At 61.3% G+C, this 16,213-nt stretch carries 15 protein-coding genes; 7 read left to right on the top strand and 8 right to left on the bottom strand.

What is annotated here, in order from left to right; all coding sequences use genetic code 11:
• Positions 1-17: 17 nt before the first annotated feature.
• Positions 18-1,550 (bottom strand): IS66 family transposase, encoded by a 1,533-nt coding sequence (locus PLD_RS16960; RefSeq protein ID WP_159894688.1) that lies wholly within the window; start codon positions 1,548-1,550, stop codon positions 18-20.
• Between the two features lie 18 nt (positions 1,551-1,568).
• Entirely contained in the window at positions 1,569-1,928 is a 360-nt protein-coding gene (gene tnpB / locus PLD_RS16955; protein WP_256674657.1) for an IS66 family insertion sequence element accessory protein TnpB, read from the bottom strand.
• A 62-nt stretch (positions 1,929-1,990) separates the two neighbouring features.
• On the opposite strand from tnpB, the gene PLD_RS16950 reads away from it, so the two are divergent.
• Positions 1,991-2,959, top strand: coding sequence for an alpha/beta fold hydrolase (locus PLD_RS16950; protein ID WP_159894686.1), 969 nt, complete (start codon positions 1,991-1,993; stop codon positions 2,957-2,959).
• A 5-nt stretch (positions 2,960-2,964) separates the two neighbouring features.
• On the opposite strand, the gene gltS is transcribed toward PLD_RS16950, so the two are convergent.
• The 3 genes from gltS to PLD_RS16935 are packed head-to-tail and all read right to left on the bottom strand — an operon-like array spanning position 2,965 to position 5,908.
• A complete protein-coding gene (gene gltS / locus PLD_RS16945; protein WP_159894684.1) occupies positions 2,965-4,173 on the bottom strand; it encodes a sodium/glutamate symporter in 1,209 nt (402 codons plus the stop codon).
• Positions 4,174-4,225: 52 nt separating this feature from the next.
• A complete protein-coding gene (hutG, locus tag PLD_RS16940; RefSeq protein WP_159894681.1) occupies positions 4,226-5,164 on the bottom strand; it encodes a formimidoylglutamase in 939 nt (312 codons plus the stop codon).
• 18 nt (positions 5,165-5,182) lie between these two features.
• A complete protein-coding gene (locus PLD_RS16935) occupies positions 5,183-5,908 on the bottom strand; it encodes an IclR family transcriptional regulator (protein WP_159894679.1) in 726 nt (241 codons plus the stop codon).
• A 268-nt stretch (positions 5,909-6,176) separates the two neighbouring features.
• Between PLD_RS16935 and PLD_RS16930 the strand changes: the two genes are divergently transcribed.
• The gene (locus PLD_RS16930) at positions 6,177-6,587 is read left to right on the top strand and encodes a hypothetical protein (protein WP_159894677.1); all 411 of its coding nucleotides are present in this window, start codon (positions 6,177-6,179) and stop codon (positions 6,585-6,587) included.
• Between the two features lie 81 nt (positions 6,588-6,668).
• Here PLD_RS16930 and PLD_RS16925 read toward each other — a convergent pair whose 3' ends face one another.
• From PLD_RS16925 to gabP, 3 genes are all read right to left on the bottom strand, one after another.
• Positions 6,669-6,989, bottom strand: a complete 321-nt coding sequence (locus PLD_RS16925) for a hypothetical protein (RefSeq protein ID WP_102862719.1) — start codon at positions 6,987-6,989, stop codon at positions 6,669-6,671.
• 368 nt (positions 6,990-7,357) lie between these two features.
• Positions 7,358-9,379, bottom strand: coding sequence for a DKNYY domain-containing protein (locus PLD_RS16920; protein ID WP_159894675.1), 2,022 nt, complete (start codon positions 9,377-9,379; stop codon positions 7,358-7,360).
• Positions 9,380-9,565: 186 nt separating this feature from the next.
• Positions 9,566-10,957 (bottom strand): GABA permease, encoded by a 1,392-nt coding sequence (gene gabP, locus PLD_RS16915; protein ID WP_159894673.1) that lies wholly within the window; start codon positions 10,955-10,957, stop codon positions 9,566-9,568.
• Between the two features lie 565 nt (positions 10,958-11,522).
• Here gabP and PLD_RS16910 point away from each other — a divergent pair.
• The 5 genes from PLD_RS16910 (at position 11,523) to PLD_RS16890 (ending at position 15,766) form a co-directional block, all read left to right on the top strand.
• Entirely contained in the window at positions 11,523-12,296 is a 774-nt protein-coding gene (locus tag PLD_RS16910; RefSeq protein WP_159894671.1) for an ABC transporter ATP-binding protein, read from the top strand.
• A 13-nt stretch (positions 12,297-12,309) separates the two neighbouring features.
• The gene (locus PLD_RS16905) at positions 12,310-13,062 is read left to right on the top strand and encodes an ABC transporter substrate-binding protein (RefSeq protein ID WP_159894669.1); all 753 of its coding nucleotides are present in this window, start codon (positions 12,310-12,312) and stop codon (positions 13,060-13,062) included.
• Between the two features lie 65 nt (positions 13,063-13,127).
• Positions 13,128-13,823, top strand: a complete 696-nt coding sequence (locus tag PLD_RS16900; RefSeq protein WP_159894666.1) for an ABC transporter permease — start codon at positions 13,128-13,130, stop codon at positions 13,821-13,823.
• Positions 13,820-14,509, top strand: a complete 690-nt coding sequence (locus tag PLD_RS16895) for an ABC transporter permease (protein WP_159894664.1) — start codon at positions 13,820-13,822, stop codon at positions 14,507-14,509. Before PLD_RS16900 ends, PLD_RS16895 begins: the two co-directional genes overlap by 4 nt.
• A 48-nt stretch (positions 14,510-14,557) precedes the next feature.
• A complete protein-coding gene (locus PLD_RS16890; protein ID WP_159894662.1) occupies positions 14,558-15,766 on the top strand; it encodes a methyltransferase in 1,209 nt (402 codons plus the stop codon).
• Positions 15,767-16,213 lie beyond the last annotated feature (447 nt).

Raw genomic sequence — 16,213 nt, 5'->3', positions numbered from 1 at the left:
AGTGGTGGAGCAACGATCTACCGTGGCATCTGCGGCGAGCAGTTCCACGGCAGTAGCGCCTCGTAGTCCTTTACTGACGAGGCATGCGGCAGCCGCTCTAGTACGTGGCGTAGCCACGTATAAGGCTCTTGGCCGTTGACCTTGGCGGTCTCGACCAGGCTGTAGATCTTTGCGCTGGCAGTGGCGCCGTTGACGGTATCGCTGAACAACCAGGCCTTGCGTCCGATGACAAACGGCTTGATCGCTCTTTCGGCCGCGTTGTTGTCGATGGGCAAATAACCCGCTTCGACATAACGCTCCAGTCGGCTCCAGTTATTCGCCAGATAATGCACCGCCTTGCCTAATGCACTTTGCGGCGTCACCTGGGATTGGGTTTTATCCAACCAGACTTTCAGCTGCCCCAAGATCGGCAGGCTCTTTTCCTGGCGAGCGATAAACCGCTGTTCATCATCGGCTTCCTTAAGTTCACGCTCGATCCCGTACAGCTTGTTGATCATCGTCAGCGCGATATCGGCCCGTCCGGTTTTACCCTTGGGCTGCACTTTTTGCGCGTCCACGAACTTGCGTCGTGCATGGGCCATGCACGCCAAGCGCTCCACACCCGATTGCAACGCCAACGCGTTATAGCCAGCGTAGTCGTCGGTCATGACATAGCCACGGTAAGTTTCCAGCAAGCGCAACGGCACTTCTTGCGCACGACTGGACGTGTAATCAAACAGCACGACTTTACGATCTGGCGGGCCGCTGGCTTGTACCCACATCCAGGATTGGCGGGTCGGGTCTCGATCCGGTTCCTTGAGGACCTGAACGCGGGTTTCATCGCAGTGGATGACCGGACTTTCCAGCAGCCGGTCACGCATCAAATTGATCAGCGGCTGAAAGTGTTCGCTGCACTGGATGATCCAGCGCGCCAGCGTTTGCCGAGGGATCTCGATGCCGTGTCGGCTCAGCACACTTTCAAAGCGGTGCAGCGGCAGACCATCGACGTATTTAGTCGTTAGCAGCATGGCCAGTACGCTTGGACTGGCCATGCTCTTTTCGATCAATTGCGCGGGTTTGTCGGCAGTGACCGGTGCTGTTTCGCAGCCCCGGCAACCGTAGATCTTGCGGATATGTTTGATGACGCGGATCTGCATCGGCACGATATCCAGCTGCTCGCTGGTTTCTTCGCTGATCACATGCTTGCGGCAACCGCAGGCACAGGTCAGTTCGTGTTCGGGTAGTTCGTGGATGACCTCGATCCGAGGCAGATCGGCTGATAGTGGTTTACGTTTACCTCGGCGTTTAGTCGGGGCAACGACTTCTTCGTCAGAGGTGTCGGAGACCGGAACCGCAAAGCTTTCGGGTTCATTAAAGAGCACGAGCTGCGGCGTCTGCGGATCGACGGTTTGCTCTGACTTACGCCCGAAAAAACGTTCACGCCATAGTTTGATCTGCTCTTTCAGGTCAACAATCTGGTCTTTGTCCACCTGACGCTCACTGAGCATCTGCACAAGCATTTGCTTGAGCAGAACCGGATCATCAGGGAGGTCGTCGGGGATGGAAATCATGGCCCGGATTATATCCAACTATGCGACAAATCGCGGCGTCAAAACCTGATGTGGCCGGTTGCGCCACAGATCAAAACCGTCGAGTAACCAGTTCAGTTCCTGAGCCGTCAGGACAATGGCTTCATTCGTGTCGTCAGGGGAGGTTTTGAACCGTTCGGATTCAAGGCGTTTGAGCCAAAGACAGAAGCCGTTGCGCTCCCAATACAAAATCTTCACCCGGTTGCGGGACTTGTTGAGGAAGACGAAAAGCACTGGGTCGAATACCGCCACTTTTATATCCAGTTCGACCAGCGCGGCCAGACCGTCGATGGATTTTCGGAAGTCGACAGGCTTGGGGTAGAGATAGACTTTTTCGACTTTGGCGTCGGGTCGCATCATGGTGGGGCTGGCTCCAGAAAGAGATCGGGAGCACAGCATTAGGGATCAGCTTGGCACTTGGAATGTGGGCTTTATGGGGCGCTTACACTCAACCCGCCATCGCCGGGCCGACGCCCGGCCCCAGCGAAACCTTCAACGAACCGGCGGCGGACGGTTACCTGATCGGTGGTTTTGCCTGGCGCCATCCGCAAGCCGATCCAGCACGGCCGGTGGTGATCATCAACGCCGCGACCTCGGTGCGCTGCCGCTACTACTTTCGTTTCGCCGACTACCTGTTCGCCAACGGCCTTGACGTGATGACCTATGACTATCGCGGCATCGGCGAGTCGCGTCCGGCCTCGCTCAAGGGGTTCAAGGCATCCTGGTCGGATTGGGGCGCTCTGGACTTCGAAGCCATGCTGCAACGGGCCCAGCGCGAGTTTCCCGGGCAGCCGATCGACGTGGTGGGCCACAGTTTCGGTGGCTGTGCCGTGGGATTGGGCGCTTCCGCCGGGGTGATTCGCCACGTGGTCACCGTGGGCGCGCAGTTCGCTTACTGGCGCGACTACATGCCTGAGCGGCGCTGGCGCATGCTGGGCAAATGGCACCTGCTGATGCCCTTGCTCACGTGCTGGTACGGCTACTTTCCCGGCAAGCGCCTGGGCTGGATGGAGGACACGCCCGCCGGCGTGGTCAACGATTGGTGTACCCCGCACCCACGCTATGAAGGCCGCCCCAGTGGCCGCAGGCTGGCCAAAGCACGCAATGGCCAGCCGTTCATGGCAGTCACCGCGCCGATCCTCGCCATCAGCGTCAGTGACGACCCCTTCGGCAGCGTAGCGGCCATCGAGCGTTTACTGGATTACTTTGGCAACAGCCCACGGACCCATCTGCGTGTTCGCCCCGAGGACGTTGGCGAAACGCAGATCGGCCATTTCGGGCTGTTCCACAGCCGCTTCAAAATCCAGCTCTGGCCGGTGATCCTGAACTGGCTGCATCACGCCAGTCTTGCGCCACAAAGCCCCGGCCAGTGCCTCTTCCTCAGGCGCTGAGCCACTCAGGCAAAGGCGTTGATGAACCAGGTGATCAGCGGGATCGCCACGATGTCGATCAACACCGCGCCACACAGCGGCACGATGATGAAGGCCTTGTAGGAAAAGACCTTGTAGTGATCACAGATCGCACCCATGTTGGCCACCGCATTAGGCGTCGCCCCCAGGCCGTGCCCCATGAAGCCGGCACACAGCACCGCGGCGTCATAGTTGCCGCCAAACAGGCGAAACAGCAGAAATACACACAGCAGCATCATCAGCAGCACCTGAACCACCAGGATAACCAGCAGCGGCAGCCCCAGTTGCTCCAGCTCCCAGAACTTCAGGCTCATCATGGCCATGGTCAGGAACACGCCCAGGCACACATCGCCCAGGGTGCTCACGGCGTTGTCGGGGATCTCGATGAGCCGCGCCCGGTCATTGAGGTTGCGCAGGATGATCGCCACGAACATCGCGCCGACATAGCTGGGCAAGACGATGCCCACATGCTGATCGAGGGCGCTGCCGATCCAGAAACCCAGGACCATGATCACCAGCACGCAGGTCAACAGGCGCAGAAGCGTGACCGCATCCAGTGGCGCCACGGAGCCCTGCGCAGCCGTATCCAACTGCTGCAGGTTGCCGGACTGTTCGGCCTTGATCTGCAAGCCGTTGCGCTGGATCAACCAGCGCGCCAACGGACTGCCCAACAAGCCGCCCGCCACCATGCCAAACGTGGCCGAAGCCAACGCCGCCGTGGTCGCCCCTACCGCGCCGAGGTTTTCCGCGATGGGGCCGAATGCCGCCGCGGCGCCAAAGCCACCTTCCAGCGACACCGCGCCAGCCATGAGGCCCAGCAGAGGGTCGAGGCCCAGCGCCTTGGCGGCGCCAACACCCACCAGGTTCTGCAGCAAGGCCAGCGACCAGCAGGCGCCGAGGTAGATAAACAGGATCTTGCCGCCACGGCGCAACAAACCAAGGCTGCCGCCCAAGCCCACCGTGGTGAAAAACGCCACCATCAGGGGCGTCTGAATCGCGGTATCGAGCTTGAGGGTCAGCAGTTGCTGGTCGCGCAGCAGCCAGACAATCAGAGCAAAACCAAAGCCCCCGATGACCGGTGCCGGTACGCACAGCTGGGTCAGCCAGCGGCTGCGTTTCTTCAGTTGGGCCCCCACCCCCAAGAGGATCAGGGCCAGCGCCAAGGTGGTCAGCGCATCCAGTTCAAAAGTCAGCATGGCAAACGTCTCTTCTTGTCATTGTGGTGTTTTGCGGTGAGGGGCTTGCCCCTCAGTGAATCAGGCTGGCCAGTAGACGCGCGGCCACGCGGGCGGTGCGCCGGTCTTGATCGAGCCCGGGATTGAGTTCGGCGATGTCGGCCACGCGCAACTTTCCGCTGGCCCGAGCGCGGCGCACGAGGTGCTCGACGACCTGTACCTCGACGCCATGGGCCGAGGGCGCGCTGACACCGGGAGCCTGGCTGGCTGGCAGCACATCCAGGCACAAGGTCATGTAGAGCACATCGATGCCCTCGAGAAAGCGGTCGAGGCACTCCTCGATCGCCGGCAGGTTCCAGCTCTGCATTTGCCGGTCCAGCAGGTAGCGCACATCGAGCGCCCGGGCCTGATCGAACAGGGCCTGGGTGTTACTCAGTTCGCTCACCCCCAGGCAGCAGTAGTCGAAGGGCATCCCCGCCTGCCGGCAATACTCGGCAATCTGCCGGAACGGCGTGCCCGAGCTGCTGTGCGCGGCATGGCGCAGATCAAAATGCGCGTCAAAGTTGAGAATGCCGATGCGCGGGCACGGCTGACGACGGCGCAAATGCTCGGCCAGCCCCAGGAAGCTGGCAAACGCGATTTCGTGACCGCCGCCCAAGCCCAGCGGCAGATGCCCCTCCTCCAGTAACTGCCCCAGGCGTTCGGCGTAGGCCTGCTGGGCGCCTTCCAGATCATCATCGATACAGGCCACATCCCCCGCGTCATACAGTGCACAAGTGCCGTGCCAGGCCAGATTGGCCAGGGCTGAGCGTATGGCCGCCGGCCCCTGGCGAGCCCCGGTGCGCCCCTGGTTGCGCTTGACGCCCTCATCGCAGGCCAGACCCAGCAGGGCAATGCCCGCGGCCTGATCCGCCGCCCAAGGCTGCACCCATTGGTGCCAGCGCCGGGCGGCTTGGCCTTCGGCCTGGTCAATACGACCCTGCCACAGATGCAGGGGGGCGGTGCTGATCATGATGTTGCTCCAGTCAATTCAATCCAGTCGGGCACTCAGACGCTGGGCGGCCTCGCGGGTCCAGCGGATCAACCGCTCACTGCGCTGCTCGGCGCGGATCGCCGGGGCCATGAGGCTGATAGCGCCCTGCAGGCGATCACGGCTATCCAGCAAGGGCGCGCTAACCCCCCAAATACCGGCATCTATCTCACTCAGGCTGACGGCGAAACCCGCCTGGCGGATAGCCTCGTAACCGTCCAGGTAAGAGGCTATGTCCGCCTCCTCGACGCCCTGCTCGCGGAGTATCGACAGGCCGCGCTCCGGCTCCATGTGGGCCAGCAGCACCTTGGCCGAAGCGCCCAGCAACAGCGGCTGCGCCAAGCCTTTTTGATAGCAGCAGCGCAAGGGTTGCGGGCTGTCCACCAACTCGATGCAGATCGCCTGCCCGTTACTGGGCACCATCAGCGCAACACTTTCCTGACTGAGTTCGGCCAGGCGTTTGAGCTCCGGCTTGGCCAGGGTCACCAACAGGCCTTCGCGATCGAAGGTCTTGGCCAGTTGCAGGCAAGTCGGTCCGGGCAGATAGCGGCCCTGACCATTTTCCTGCGCCAGCCCCCAACGCAGCAGGGTCTTGAGATGGCGATAAGTGCTGCTCAAGGGCTGTTGCAAATTCAGCGACAACTCTTTGGCAGACATGGCCTCGGGCGATTGCCCCAGTGCCACGAGTATTTGCAGTAAGCGATCAGTGGGCGTGTGGTAGTGCATAGCGGCCTCTTGCAGGCATGGTGCATGGAGTTTCCCGCTAAATGAAACCAGATTCCCAGGCAATGGGAAAAACCCGTAAAAAGGCTGTCATTGGTAACGCGAGCGGCGTCCCGAGAAGCCGCCCTCCCTCCGCCTGCGGCTTCAGCGGATCAGTCATGGCGCCACGGCGAGTGCCAGAACTGCGATTTGCTGGCATCCTCTGCCGCCTGACAGCCGCTCGCGTGCCCCGGCGAATGGCCCCCCTTTTGCGCAACAAGGTAAGACGCCCATGGCATCCCTCGACAAACAACACAAACGTGCCGCCCGGGCCAAAGCCAAGGCCAAGCAAAACCGCGCCAAGCGCACGGCACTGACCTCGGAGCTGGAACTGGACCCCAACGACAGCCGCATCGATTTTGAGTCGGTGGACCTGACCGAACTGTTCGTGAAAATGCGCGACGCCGAGAAAACCAGCCAGCAGGCGCTGTGCACGGTGTTCCTCTCGGACCCGCTGCTGGAGCTGGTGTATGAACAAGAAGGCGAACAGGGCGCGACGGATTTCATCCTCGCGGCGCTGATGGAGTACCGCAATTGGTCCACCGAGGCCGACGAAGCCACGGCGCTGGCCTGGATCGAATCCGACGCCTTCCAGGCCGACTACTTGGCCGCCTCCCAGGCGCTGTTCAGCAGCGAAGGCTGACAAATGCACCGAGCATGAAAAAGGGCGCATTCAGCAATGAATGCGCCCTTTTCCGTTTCAGCTATTGCGCCGGTCTGAGACTCAGGCCGCTTCCAGCCGAGGGATCTCCATGCCGATGCGCGAGCTGGCGAAGTTCAGGTCGCCGCTGGCGATGGACTGGGCCTTGAAGCCCGAGCCGATCAGGTCGCGAACATACAGCTTGTTGTACATGAACATGAACACCAGGTTGCTCAGACCGAAAGTGAACATGGCCAGCAGGAACATGATGGCCGCCCATTTCCAGTCGGCGCGGAACAGTGCCGGGATGAAACCAAAGAAGAACACGGTCCAAGAGAAACCAACTGGCGCTTCCTTGATGGCTCCGGTGTTCGGGTTTTTGAAGATGATTTTAGTGAACGCCATGCGCGTCTCCTTGCCGCCCTTTTTTGAGAGACCAATGGCCGGGCGATCACCATTGAACCCTGAATGCTCGTTCTTCGAGCCGAGACTGTCGGGCATGCCACAGGCAGGCGCTGACAATCAGGAACCAGGGCTAGTGCGCACGGATCAAGGGAAAGAGGCGGTAGGAGGATTCAGCACCCCGACAAGCATTCAGTCCCTTGCAATACAGCGCTATTCCGTAGCTCCTCTCACGCTGGCACGCAAGAGCTCTTATCGAAGAGCGCGCAGGCTACTATTTCGCCTGCACGCTGTCCACGAAACGATCTGTAACAAGTCACAAATCCAATAAAAAAGGCCGCGGTCAATGCTGACAGCAGCCTTTTTGTCACTCAGAACGCCAAAGCCTCTGCCGAATCCTTGGTCATCGCCTGATGGAACTGCTCGGCACTGATTTCGCTAAGTGTCGCGTAGCCGTCGTACTGGTAGAAACGCTGCTTGTCCCGAGCATAACGATCCGCGACAAACTCCAGGCTGGCCAGGTCGATGCGCTTGGCACTCACTGGGCGCCGGCCACAGAACAGCTTGCGCGTGCCCAGCTGCAAGAAGTCCGGATGGGGAACCCTCACTTCTTCCGGGCTGAACTCCACCTCCAGCGCCTTGCCGGCAGAAAACATCTGCGTCGCGCTGAAGGCGTAGCTGCCCATGAAGCGCGTGTGGGCTGGGTCGAGGTTCCTTTTTCTTTCGCTGTAGTAGTACACCGCGCCCTTATCCCTGGCCCAGCCATGCCCACAAGACTCGAAGCTGGCCAGATCCGCCTTACCCAGCGGCTCTGGCGCCTGGTAAAAGACCCTGTGGCAAAAAACCGTCTGGCCATCGGCCAGGTAAGGCCCGCCCAGGGCACGGTACTTGTCGACGGCGGCTGAAGAAAATCGCTCCGGCACCTGGGTCTCGGCACGATGAAAGGGGATCAGGTACAAGCCGTTGGCGTCACCGCACAGGTGCGTGTCCAGCAGCTTGAAACTGCCGGCATCCAGACCATTGATAGCGCGACCATGAAAGTGCACCTGATGCCCCAGCTCAAACCCCAAGCCGATGGAGCGCAGGGCTGGCGTTGTCGACGCTGACACGCAGGGCGCCTGCAGACGGTGCCACCAGTAGCCCTGCAACTGCGGGTGAGCCTCGAAGAACGCGGCCCACTCCTGCAGCATGCCGTCATCGATCACCCCACCCGAACCGAGAGGGCCGTGCTTGTCGCCCACCAGCACCGGCGAGTGGTGGTGTTCACCGCGCTCCAGTTGGGCCACCACAAAACTCTGCACATCCACGTCCAGCGGCTTGTTGAACAGATAGGCGCGCTGCTCGTCGGCATAGTAATGGAAACCCAGGTGGCGAAAACTCGGGGCATGGGCCCCACGCAAGCGGGTGCCATTGCAGTAGACAAACTGGTCGTCCACGGCCACGTACGGGTTCGGCGTTTCACTGCGGCTCAAGACTCGTCCGGCAGCATCGAACACGGACTGAACGCGATTCAGCAGGCGAAAGTCGCCGACATAACGCAGGGTTTTTCCGGTCAGGAAGTAGGCCCGCTGTGCGTCCTTGGCGTAGCGCTCGTTAAGCACACTGAAGGTGGTCAGATCGACCTTGTCGATGCGGTAGAAATACTCGTAGGCAATGCTTGAGCCCTGCTGCGCCTGGACGATCACCGAATGCCCGTCGGTGCCCCAGCGTCGGGCCAGCATGTGAAAACCGTTTGGATTGGCTATCGGCAACGGCGAGCCGTCCTTCTGGTGCAGCGGCACACCGCCCCGACAGACCTTTTCGTTGATCACCTGATAAGCCGGATGGTTGGTGCCACGCACCCGGTCCTCGGCGCTGGCGATCGCCCGTGCGCCCATGAAGACCTTGGCGCCGTCACTGAACAACACCGCAGATGAAGGCCAGTCCTCCGGCACCGGGTGCAGCAGCGCCAGACGCTCTGGGTGTGCGTCCTCGATCAGCGCCAGCCCATAGTCGTGACAGAAGTAGGCACGCTGCTGATCGCTCCAATGGTCATGGCCCAGGCTCCGCAACCCGCGACACACGCGCATCGGCAACGCCTGCAACGGGTGGTAGCCGTAACGTTCAAAGTAGCGGGGCAAGGCATAGTAATCGGCCCGGGCATCACGCAGCAGGTGCCGATGAACACGATGGCGCCAGAGCGGTTCACCCTCTACCAGGAGGGAAACCGGGAACTGCTCGGCCGCGGCCTGAGAAGCCTGCTCAGCCGGCGTCCGTCCTTCAAGCTGCAGCATGAGGTAGACGTCTCGGGCTCGCTCCTCCACCAACAGCGCGCCCTCCACGAAGGCGAACCCCTGATGCCACTCAAGGTCGAGCATTTCCCACTCGGTAAAATCCATGTCCAAGTCCTTCATCGCTGCATCCCAAGCTATCGAGCGGTGGATTATCAGCAGGCGACCGGCGAGCGTAAAGCGCCCCGTCGCCAGGCCACAAGTGAGCATCAGCCCGTCCCAAGCAGACACGCCAAGTAGCATACGAACATGAAAAAGGCCGCGGTCATCTCTGAGCGCGGCCTTTTTCACAAGCAGTGGAGCAAACCGTCAACTCAGCGCCAGGGCACCATTGCGCTCGGCCTTGCGCCGACGGGCCACCAACAGGCCGGCAACAATGACGATGACACTCAGCAGGCCAGTGGCAAGGATCTCCACCCGATGGGCTTCCTGGAACAGCATGATGCTCAGCACCGCGACGATGAACACAATCACCGCGTAGGTCAGCCCCGGGAACAACCACATGCGGAAGGCGATTTTCTCGCCAGCGGCCATGCGTTTCTGGCGCATGCGCAGTTGCGACACGGCAATCACCAGGTACACCAGCAAGGCGATGGCACCGGAACTGGCCAGCAGGAACTCGAACACCGCAGCCGGTGCGACATAGTTGGCGAACACCGCAAGGAAAGCCGCCGCAGTGGACAGGATCACCGCCCAGTAAGGCGTGCCGCTGGCATTGGTGCGCTTGGCAACAGCCGGAGCATCGCCACGCTTGCCCAGGGAGAAGAGCATGCGCGAGGCGGTGTAGAGCGCCGAGTTCAGGCAACTGGTCACGGCCACCAACACCACCAGATCGACAATCAGCTTGGCGTTAGGGATGCCCATGCGATCGAGCACGGTCTGGTAGGAGCCCACCTGGGCCAGGCCAGGGTCGTTCCACGGCACCAGGGCCACGACGATGAAAATCGACACCAGGTAGAACAGGCCGATCCGCCAGATCACCGAGTTAGTGGCCTTGGAGATCTGCTGGCCCGGGTTCTTCGATTCCGCCGCCGCGATGGTGACGATCTCGGTGCCCATGAAAGAGAACATGGTGGTCAACATGGCCGCCAGTACCGCGCCCATGCCGTTGGGCATGAAGCCCTGAGTGTCCACCAGATGCGAGACGCCGCTGACCTGGCTATTGGGTAACAAGCCGCAGATCGCCGCCAGACCGAGGATCACGAAGCCAATGATGGCCACCACCTTGATCAGGGCGAACCAGAACTCGAACTCGCCGTAGTTCTTCACGCTGAACAGGTTGGTGGCGGTCAACAGCAAGGTGATCACCAGGGTAAAGACCCAGATCGCCACATCGGGGAACCAGGCATGCAAGATGGTCGCGGCAGCGTTGGCTTCCAGCGGAATCACCAGTACCCAGAACCACCAGTACAGCCAGCCAATGGTGAAGCCGGCCCAGTGACCGATGGCCCGATCGGCATAGGTCGAAAACGACCCGGTATCCGGTGAGGCGACGGCCATTTCCGCCAGCATGCGCATCACCAGCACCACCAGGGTGCCAGCGGCAGCGTAAGCCAAGAGCACGGCCGGACCAGCCTCGGCGATGGCGTGGCCGGAGCCGACGAAGAGACCCGCGCCGATAACGCCGGCAATCGACAGCATGGTGACATGCCGTGGTTTGAGCCCCTGTTCGAGGTCATTGGAGAGTTGCGTACCGCTCATGAAAAGCACCTTTGCAACGAAAAAAGAGTCACTGCGCACTGCCTGCATGGGTTTTCGTAAAAAGAATCCAACAGGCCGTTCTTTATTTCGTACGCAAGTTTTGCGCCAAAATGTTACAAAGTCCCGGATGACGTGGCCTTGCGGACCGACCAACGGCGATTCCAAGTCGTTGAGATTAATGGCTTTTCGCCAGATCGTTACCGAGCGACCCACTTTGTAGGACAAAACGGCGCACCAGAAACACACCCCCAAAGTGCGTGATGCACAATTAGGAAGCAGATCCATGACCTTTGGCCCGTTAACCCTTCCAACACCCGGCCAAAGCTGGCACCATCGCGCCTTTTTTTACGCGACACCTACCGGATTTCAGGCGGATTCTGGGTTCAAACGGGCGTTCGGTTGTTGATGGGGCGACAGTCTTCTGTGCTGATGCGACAACCTGCCACACGCCGTCTGTTTACCTCCGGTAGCGCTGTTGGCTGCGATTCGAACCCTATGCTAGCTTGGCGCCTCGCCAGGAAGGCCGCCAACAGCAGGAGCACAATGAACTCAATGAGGACCGCACATGGCTGAGGCCACGCCCGCGCTTGAAATCCGCAACTTGCACAAACGCTACGGCTCTCAGGAGGTGCTCAAAGGTATCTCGCTGACCGCACGCGACGGTGACGTGATATCGATCCTGGGTTCCTCCGGCTCCGGCAAGTCCACTTTCCTGCGCTGCATCAACCTGCTGGAAAACCCGCACCAGGGGCAGATCCTGGTGGCCGGCGAAGAGCTCAAGCTCAAGGCCGCAAAAAACGGCGAGCTGGTGGCCGCCGACGGCAAGCAGATCAACCGCCTGCGCAGCGAAATCGGTTTCGTTTTCCAGAACTTCAACCTCTGGCCGCACATGAGCGTGCTCGACAACATCATCGAGGCACCACGCCGGGTGCTGGGCCAGAGCAAGGCCGAAGCCATCGAGGTGGCCGAAGCGCTGCTGGCCAAGGTCGGCATCGCCGACAAGCGCCACGCCTACCCGGCCGAACTGTCCGGCGGCCAGCAGCAACGCGCCGCCATCGCCCGCACCCTGGCGATGCAACCCAAAGTCATCCTGTTCGACGAGCCGACCTCGGCCCTGGACCCAGAAATGGTCCAGGAAGTCCTCAACGTGATCCGCGCACTGGCCGAAGAAGGCCGTACCATGCTGCTGGTCACTCATGAAATGAGCTTTGCCCGTCAGGTTTCCAGTGAAGTGGTGTTCCTTCACCAGGGCCTGATCGAAGAGCAGGGATCGCCACAGCAGGTCTTCGAGAACCCGCTTTCGGCACGCTGCAAACAATTCATGTCCAGCAACCGCTAACGGAGCTACACGCATGCAGAGCTATAAGAAAATCCTCCTGGCCGCTGCCATCAGCCTGGCTTTTTGCGCCAATGCTGCCGCCGAGACCCTGAAGATGGGCATCGAAGCTGCCTACCCACCGTTCAACAACAAAGATGCCAGCGGCCAAGTGGTCGGCTTCGACAAAGACATCGGCGACGCCCTGTGCGCCAAGATGAAAGTCGAATGCACCGTGGTCACCTCCGACTGGGACGGCATCATCCCGGCCCTGAACGCGAAGAAGTTCGACTTCCTGGTGTCCTCCTTGTCGATCACCGACGAGCGCAAGCAGGCCGTGGACTTCACCGACCCGTACTACTCCAACAAACTGCAATTCATCGCGCCTAAAGACAAAACCGACTTCAAGACCGATAAGGCCTCGCTCAAGGGCAAGATCATCGGCGCTCAGCGCGCGACCCTGGCCGGCACCTGGCTGGAAGACAACCTGGGCGATGACATCACCATCAAGCTCTACGACACCCAGGAAAACGCTTACCTGGACCTGACGTCCGGCCGCCTCGACGCGATCCTGGCCGACAAGTACGTCAACTACGAGTGGCTCAAGAGCGATGCCGGCAAGCCTTACGAGTTCAAGGGCGAGCCTGTGGTAGAGAGCGACAAGATCGGTATTGCCGTACGCAAAGGCGACCCGATCCGCGAGAAGCTCAACGCCGCACTGAAAGAAATCGTCGCTGATGGCACCTACAAGAAAATCAACGACAAGTACTTCCCGTTCAGCATCTACTGATCCTGACTGCCTGACCGGCGCCCTGCCCCCGGGCGCCGGTCCTGGCACAAGCCTGGCAACTCCCCATGAATATCGACCTCTACGGATTCGGCCCGGCGCTCGCCGCGGGCGCGCTGATGACCGTCAAGCTGGCCCTCTCGGCCCTGTGCCTGGGCCTGGTGCTCGGCCTGCTCGGCGCCCTGGCCAAGACTTCCCCATACAAGCCGCTGCGCTGGCTTGGCGGCACTTACTCGACCCTGGTACGGGGTGTTCCCGAGTTGCTCTGGGTGCTGCTGATTTACTTCGGCACCGTCAACCTGATGCGGGCCCTGGGTGAATTCTTCGGTAATCCCGACCTTGAACTCAACGCCTTCGCCGCCGGCCTGATTGCCCTGGGCCTGTGCTTCGGCGCCTATGCAACCGAAGTGTTTCGCGGCGCGATCCTGGCCATTCCCAAGGGCCATCGTGAAGCCGGCCTGGCCCTGGGCCTGTCGAAATGGCGGATTTTCACCCGGCTGATCATGCCGCAGATGTGGCGCATCGCCCTGCCGGGCCTGGGCAACCTGTTCATGATCCTGATGAAGGACACCGCGCTGGTGTCGGTGATCGGCCTGGAAGAAATCATGCGGCATTCGCAGATTGCGGTGACCGTGTCCAAACAGCCGTTCACCTTCTATATGGTCGCCGCCTTTATGTACCTGGGCCTGACCGTGCTGGCCATGACCGGCATGCACTTCCTGGAAAAACGTGCCGCTCGCGGCTTCGCAAGGAGCGCCCAATGAACTGGGAAGTGATCATCAAATGGCTGCCGAAGCTGGCTCAGGGTGCAACCCTGACCCTGGAGCTGGTGGCGATCGCGGTCATCGCCGGTCTGTTGCTGGCGATCCCCCTGGGCATCGCCCGCTCGTCACGGCGGTGGTACGTGCGCGCCCTGCCCTACGCCTACATTTTCTTCTTTCGCGGCACGCCGCTGCTGGTCCAGCTGTTCCTGGTGTACTACGGACTGGCGCAGTTTGACGCCGTGCGTGAGAGCGCCTTGTGGCCTTACCTGCGGGACCCGTTCTGGTGCGCCACCGCCACCATGACCCTGCACACCGCAGCCTACATTGCCGAGATCCTGCGGGGCGCGATACAAGCCATCCCGCCTGGGGAAATCGAAGCGGCGCGGGCGCTGGGCATGTCGCGGCCCAAGGCGCTGTTCTACATCATCCTGCCGCGCGCCGCGCGGATCGGCCTGCCGGCCTACAGCAACGAAGTGATCCTGATGCTCAAGGCCAGCGCCCTGGCCAGTACCGTGACCTTGCTGGAACTGACCGGCATGGCGCGGACCATCATTGCCCGCACCTACCTGCCGGTGGAGATCTTCTTCGCCGCCGGTCTGTTCTACCTGTTGATGGCCTACATCCTGGTGCGCGGCTTCAAGCTGCTGGAGCGCTGGCTGCGGGTCGACGCCTGCCAGGGCCGCTGACCCTTCCCGCTCCCGCCAGGGAGCGGGCCCACCCCGGACGCAGCCCCCATGCCCGCGACGCTTCAAGGCCCCGAGTTACTGACCCGCTTCCAGGCCCTGGAGCGTTTCCTGCTGGCGCATCAAGCCCTTTGGCGCCCCCGTCCGTTCAACCACCCGTACCTGCCCTGGGAAACCCTGCACCCCGAGCTTGCCCAGTGGCTGCGCCAGCGTTCCCTGGCAGACGCCGAGGCCGCCCACAATCACCCGCAACACCTGCAGGCGCCTGCGCCCTTCGCCGAACTGGCTCAGCAGTCCGAAGCCCTGAGTCGGGTAGGCGAACTGCCCGGACAGGCATTGCCGGCCATGCGCGAGCGTCTCGAGGTCGACGTACCGGGACGTAAATGGCAGCAGATCGAAGCCTTCGCCGCCGGCTTGCAGTTCCTGCGCCCCACCACTCACTGGCTCGACTGGTGCTCCGGCAAGGGCCACCTCGGCAGGCGCCTGCTGCAACCCGGGCAGCAACTGACCTGCCTGGAATACGACCCGGCACTGGTCCACAGCGGCGAACGGCTGAGCCAGCATCACGGCTTGCCCGCCACCCACCTGCAACAGGACGTAATGACCGATGACGTGGCGCTGCGTCTCAAGGCCGAGCACAGCCCGGTAGCCCTGCACGCCTGCGGCGATCTGCATGTGCGCCTGATCCAACTGGCCAGTCAGCGCGGCTGCCAACAACTGGCCATTGCCCCTTGCTGCTACAACCGCACCCGCGCCGAGCATTACCCGGGCTTGTCCAGTGCCGCCCAGGCATCCCGCCTGCGACTGTCGCGCAACGACCTGGCCCTGCCCATGAGTGAAACCGTCACCGCCGGCGCCCGGGTACGACGCCAGCGCGACACCTCCATGGCCCGGCGCCTGGCCTTCGATCTGCTGCAACGGCAACTACGCGACATCGACGAATACCTGCCGACGCCCTCCCTGCCCAGCCACTGGCTGGACAAACCCTTCGCCGACTATTGCCGCGATCTGGCCGCGCTGAAGGCGTTACCCCCACTGGGCGTGCAGGACTGGAGCGCGCTGGAAACCGCCGGCTGGCAGCGCCTGGCCCAGGTGCGCAACCTGGAACTGCTGCGCGGCCTGTTCCGCCGCCCACTGGAATTGTGGCTGGTGCTGGATCGGGGATTGTTTCTGCAACAACAGGGTTATCAGGTGCAACTGGGTACCTTCTGCCCAGCCCCCCTGACACCGCGCAATTTGCTGCTGCTGGCGCAGCGTTGAAGCCCTGCGACAGTAAGCCGCGACCTGTGGATAAGTCTGTTGATGGATTCCTTGGTAAACCTTAAAAAGCCAGCGCTATAAGCCCCCTCATCTACTGGTCATTTTTTGTTCACAAAAGAAATCATCGAAAAAACAGCCAGTTGCAAAAAAATGAGAACGGCTCCACAGCTTGAGCAATTCCAAGCCCTGGGTGCCCACTCGTTGTGCATAAACATCTGAGCGAACGAGCATAAGGCGGCGCCGCGTGTGCGTATCAAGCGCCCTGTCACAGCCCAGAACAAAGGCCCTGTTCCGGGGTTTTCGAGCACCAAGCTGACCGAAGTCATCCCACGCCTAGCATGTTTTATCCGATAGTGCGCGGTGCAGTCCGCCAAGTTGCACTGACTCTTCTAGACTCATTTGTTGGTCGCCCATGGAACCGAACAGGTCGCTTTCGTGCGGATCAAT

Origin of the sequence: Pseudomonas sp. LD120, assembly GCF_009861525.1 — a bacterium.
GTDB lineage: Bacteria > Pseudomonadota > Gammaproteobacteria > Pseudomonadales > Pseudomonadaceae > Aquipseudomonas.
The sequence above is the reverse complement of the archived record's forward strand: the minus strand, read 5'-3'. Positions and strand labels throughout refer to the sequence as shown.